Origin of the sequence: Burkholderia sp. E168m23 (assembly GCF_016586125.1) — a bacterium.
In the GTDB taxonomy this organism is placed as follows: domain Bacteria; phylum Pseudomonadota; class Gammaproteobacteria; order Burkholderiales; family Burkholderiaceae; genus Burkholderia; species Burkholderia orbicola.
Window position 1 is genome coordinate 1 of the sequence record NZ_BCPP01000624.1, and the last position, 4368, is coordinate 4368.

Genomic DNA, 4368 nt, shown 5'->3' on the forward strand with positions numbered 1-4368 from the left:
GCGATCGTCTTGCCGACCGCCGACGCCGAGATGCCGAGCGCGCGGCCGGCCGCGACGAAGCTCAGCGCTTCGGCGGTGCGGACGAACGCGACGATGCCGGTGAGGTTTTCCATCTTTCCATCGAATCGAAGGACGCGCGGTGACGCACGCAGGCAGGTGTATTGCGGAATTTTAATCCGTTATATGCGGAGCTTCGCGTGGTTTTTCGCGGATTGAATCGGATTTATCTTCTGTCGCTCTGATGGCGCATCCGCGCCGGCTTTTTCGAGGAGCGATGATGGATCACCCTGTTTCAGCCGCCCCGGCCCACGTGGCCCACGCGGCGCGCCGGCGCGCATGGGTGCTGGCCGCCGTCTGCATGGCCGCCGTCGCGCTGCCGCTGTCGTTTTCGGGCGGCGCGGTCGCGACGCCGGCGATCGGCCGCGACCTGCACGGCAGCCCGGTCGCGATGAACTGGATCACCAACGCGTTCATGCTCGCGTTCGGCAGCTTCCTGATGGCGTCGGGTGCGCTGGCCGACCAGTTCGGCCGCAAGCGCCTGTTCGCGATCGGCGTCGGCGGCTTCACGCTGATGTCGATCGCGCTCGCGTTCGCGCCGTCGATGCTCGCCGTCGATCTGCTGCGCGCCGCGCAAGGGCTCGCGGCGGCCGCGGCGCTGGCCGGCGGCACGGCCGCGCTCGCGCAGGAATTCGACGGCGCGGCGCGCACGCGTGCATTCAGCCTGCTCGGCACGACGTTCGGCATCGGGCTCGCGTTCGGGCCCGTGATCGCCGGCGGGCTGATCGGGCATTACGGCTGGCGCGCGATCTTCGTGACGAGCGCGGTGGCCGGCGTGCTGTCGCTCGCGTTCGGGCTGCCGCGCATGCACGAGTCGCGCGACCCGCACGCGACCGGGCTCGACTGGCCCGGCACGGCGGCGTTCACGGCCGCGCTGTCGCTGTTCACGTTCGGCGTGATCGAGGCGCCCGCGCGCGGCTGGTCGAGCCCGCTCGTGATCGCGCTGCTGGCCGGCGCGGCGCTCGGCGCGTGCGCATTCGTGACGATCGAGACACGCGTCGCGCGGCCGATGCTCGACCTGTCGCTGTTCCGCATCGCGCGCTTCGTCGGCGTGCAGGTGCTGCCGGTGTCGACCTGTTGCTGCTACATCGTGCTGCTCGTCGTGCTGCCGCTGCGCTTCATCGGCATCGACGGCTTCAGCGAGATCGACGCCGGCTGGCTGATGCTCGCGATCTCCGCGCCGATGCTGGTCGTGCCGCTCGTCGCGGCGACGCTCACGCGCTGGCTGTCGGCCGGCGTGATTTCCGGGCTCGGGCTGCTCGTCGCGGCGGCCGGGCTCGTGTGGCTCGGCATCGCGCTGCGCGGCGGCGCGGGGCCGGCGGCGATCGCGCCGATGCTCGCGATCGGCGTCGGTGCCGGCATGCCGTGGGGGCTGATGGACGGGCTGTCGGTGAGCGTCGTGCCGAAGGAGCGCGCGGGGATGGCGACGGGCATTTTCAGTACGACGCGCGTCGCCGGCGAGGGGATTGCGCTGGCGATCGTCGGTGCGGTGCTGGCCGCGCTCGCGCAGGCGGGGCTCGCGCACGCGGCCGGTGCCGCGGCCACGCCCGACGCAACGCTGCGTGCGGCCGCGCGGCTCGCGACCGGCGATCTCGCGGGTGCGGCTGCCGCGTTGCCGGGCGTCGGACGTGCGGCGCTGATCGCGAGCTACACGCATGCGTTCGACCGGCTGCTGATCGGGCTGGCCGTCGTCACGGTGCTGTGCGCGGTGGTGGTGTTCGGGTTTCTCGGCGGGCGGCCGGCGGCCGACGAAACGGGCGACGAGGCGGATGGCCACGCGCAGGCCGATGCGTCGGCGGCGCGCAGTCGAGGTGAGCCGGCGTGTGTGGAGACGCAAGGGCGTTGAGCGTTGCACCGTGGCGCGCGGGTGTTTCGATGTTTCGGTGCTCGGTGCTCGGTGCTCGGTGCTCGGTGCTCGGTGCCCGGTGCCCGGTGCCCGGTGCCCGGTGCCCGGTGCCCGGTGCCCGGTGCCCGGTGCCCGGTGCCCGGTGCTTCGATGTTTCGGTTCTTGGTTCCCGGTTCCCCGGGTGCTTCGGTCTTTTGGTCAATGCAGCGGCCGTGCCCACCTCGTCCGCTCGTTAAAGCCTCATCCGCCGCGCGTCACGCCAGCACGAGCGGCGGCAACCCCGCATCCGCGCGCGCCTCTGCGCGTTCCACCTCGATCACCAGATAGCGCAGCGCGTCCGGCCACAGATGCGCGCGCCCTTGCGCATCCTCGTCGAGCGTCGCGCGACCCTGCACGAGCCAGGTCGTCTGCCGCACGAAATCGACGAACAGCAGCGCGATGGCCGGATTCACGAGCAGGTTGCCGATCGTGTTGAGCAGGTGGTTGCCCGCGAAGTCGGGCAGCACCAGCGTGCGGCGGTCCGGGATATCGACGAGCGGCGTGAACGAGCCGTCGGCGCGCGGCTGACGGCCGCGGTACGAACAGTCGGCGTTGCCGGCCGCGTCGGCGGTCGCGACGATCAGGAAAGCCTGCTCGCGGATGAAGGCGATGGCGTCGTCGGTCAGGGGGCCGCGATCGTTCATGGTGTCGGTCGGCGCGTGCGCCGTGGCGTGTGGATCGGTGATCCGCACGCAAGCGACATGCCACGCGGCGCGGCGCGCGTCCGCGGGCTGCACACCGCCGCGCACTGTGGAAATTCCGAACACCGGCCCCGTCGCTGCGCAATCGCGGTGTTCAGAATCGGTACACCCGCCGTGTTGCGTGCGTGAACACCGCACGGTGCGAGCGTGCGCGGGCCGCGCTCGACGTGCTCTCGTTCCCTCTCGTCCTGTTTGGCACGCATGTTGCGTAAACGGGACCAGCGCATTCCAACCGGCGCTGTACTCACACAAGCACGATGAACAGGAGACATGTATGAACCCGTTTGACCTGAAACAACTGGGCCTCGACGTCGAATACCCGTACCGTCAGCAATACGACAACTACATCGGCGGCAAGTGGGTTCCGCCGGTGAAGGGCGAGTATTTCGAGAACGTGTCGCCGATCAACGGCCAGCCGTTCTGCCGCATCCCGCGCTCCGGCGCCGACGACATCGAACTGGCGCTCGACGCCGCGCATGCCGTGCGCCGCCAGTGGGGCAAGACGTCCGTGGCCGAGCGTGCGAACCTGCTGCTCGCCGCCGCCGACCGGATGGAAAAGAACCTGAAGCTGCTGGCCGTGGCCGAGACGATCGACAACGGCAAGCCGCTGCGCGAGACGATGGCGGCCGACCTGCCGCTCGCGATCGACCACTTCCGCTACTTCGCGGGCTGCATCCGTGCACAGGAAGGCGGCATCTCCGAAATCGACGACAACACCGTCGCGTATCACTTCCACGAGCCGCTCGGTGTGGTCGGCCAGATCATCCCGTGGAACTTTCCGCTGCTGATGGCCGCGTGGAAGCTCGCGCCGGCGCTCGCGGCCGGCTGCTGCGTGGTGATGAAGCCGGCCGAGCAGACGCCCGCGTCGGTGCTCGTGCTGATGGAGCTGATCGGCGACCTGTTCCCGGCCGGCACGATCAACATCGTGAACGGCTTCGGCAAGGAAGCGGGCGAAGCGCTCGCGACCAGCAAGCGGATCGCGAAGATCGCGTTCACGGGCTCGACGCCGGTCGGCAAGCACATCCTGCGTGCGGCGGCCGACAGCTTGATCCCGTCGACGGTCGAACTGGGCGGCAAGAGCCCGAACATCTTCTTCGCCGACGTGCTCGACCAGGACGACGCGTTCCTCGACAAGGCGCTCGAAGGGCTCGCGATGTTCGCGCTGAACCAGGGCGAAGTGTGCACGTGCCCGTCGCGCATCCTGATCCAGGAATCGATCTACGAACGCTTCATCGAGAAGGCCGTCGCGCGCGTCGAGCGCATCAAGTCCGGCCACCCGCTCGACCTGCAGACGATGATCGGCGCGCAGGCGTCGCAGCAGCAGCTCGACAAGATCCTGTCGTACATCGACATCGGCCGCGGCGAAGGCGCGCAATGCCTGACGGGCGGCGAGCGCGCGGCGCCGGCCGCCGATCTCGGCACGGGCTACTACGTGAAGCCGACGATGCTGCTCGGCAACAACAAGATGCGCGTGTTCCAGGAGGAAATCTTCGGGCCGGTCGCGTCGGTGATGACGTTCAAGGACGAGCAGGAAGCGATCGAACTCGCGAACGACACGTTCTACGGGCTCGGCGCCGGCGTGTGGACCCGCAACGGCACGCGTGCGTACCGGATGGGCCGCGAGGTCGAGGCCGGCCGCGTGTGGACCAACTGCTACCACCTGTACCCCGCGCATGCGGCGTTCGGCGGCTACAAGCAGTCGGGGATCGGCCGCGAGACGCACAA

4 protein-coding genes are annotated in these 4368 nt (G+C 69.6%); 2 read left to right on the forward strand and 2 right to left on the reverse strand.

What is annotated here, in order from left to right:
* On the reverse strand, nt 1-113 hold a 113-nt coding region (locus tag JMF90_RS26170), incomplete at its 3' end, for a LysR family transcriptional regulator (RefSeq protein WP_374104268.1).
* A 164-nt stretch (nt 114-277) separates the two neighbouring features.
* Between JMF90_RS26170 and JMF90_RS26175 the strand changes: the two genes are divergently transcribed.
* A complete protein-coding gene (locus JMF90_RS26175; protein WP_054928227.1) occupies nt 278-1903 on the forward strand; it encodes an MFS transporter in 1626 nt (541 codons plus the stop codon).
* 254 nt (nt 1904-2157) lie between these two features.
* Here JMF90_RS26175 and JMF90_RS26180 read toward each other — a convergent pair whose 3' ends face one another.
* On the reverse strand, nt 2158-2586 hold the full coding sequence (locus JMF90_RS26180) for a pyridoxamine 5'-phosphate oxidase family protein (protein WP_053524477.1): 429 nt from the start codon (nt 2584-2586) through the stop codon (nt 2158-2160).
* 331 nt (nt 2587-2917) lie between these two features.
* Here JMF90_RS26180 and JMF90_RS26185 point away from each other — a divergent pair.
* The coding region (locus tag JMF90_RS26185) for an aldehyde dehydrogenase family protein (RefSeq protein ID WP_201325610.1) at nt 2918-4368 on the forward strand (1451 nt) is incomplete at its 3' end.

Coding starts and splice junctions, on each gene's coding strand:
- JMF90_RS26175 (WP_054928227.1), top strand. CDS start 278: ATGGATCACCCTGTTTCAGCCGCCCCGGCCCACGTGGCCCACGCGGCG.
- JMF90_RS26180 (WP_053524477.1), bottom strand. CDS start 2,586: ATGAACGATCGCGGCCCCCTGACCGACGACGCCATCGCCTTCATCCGC.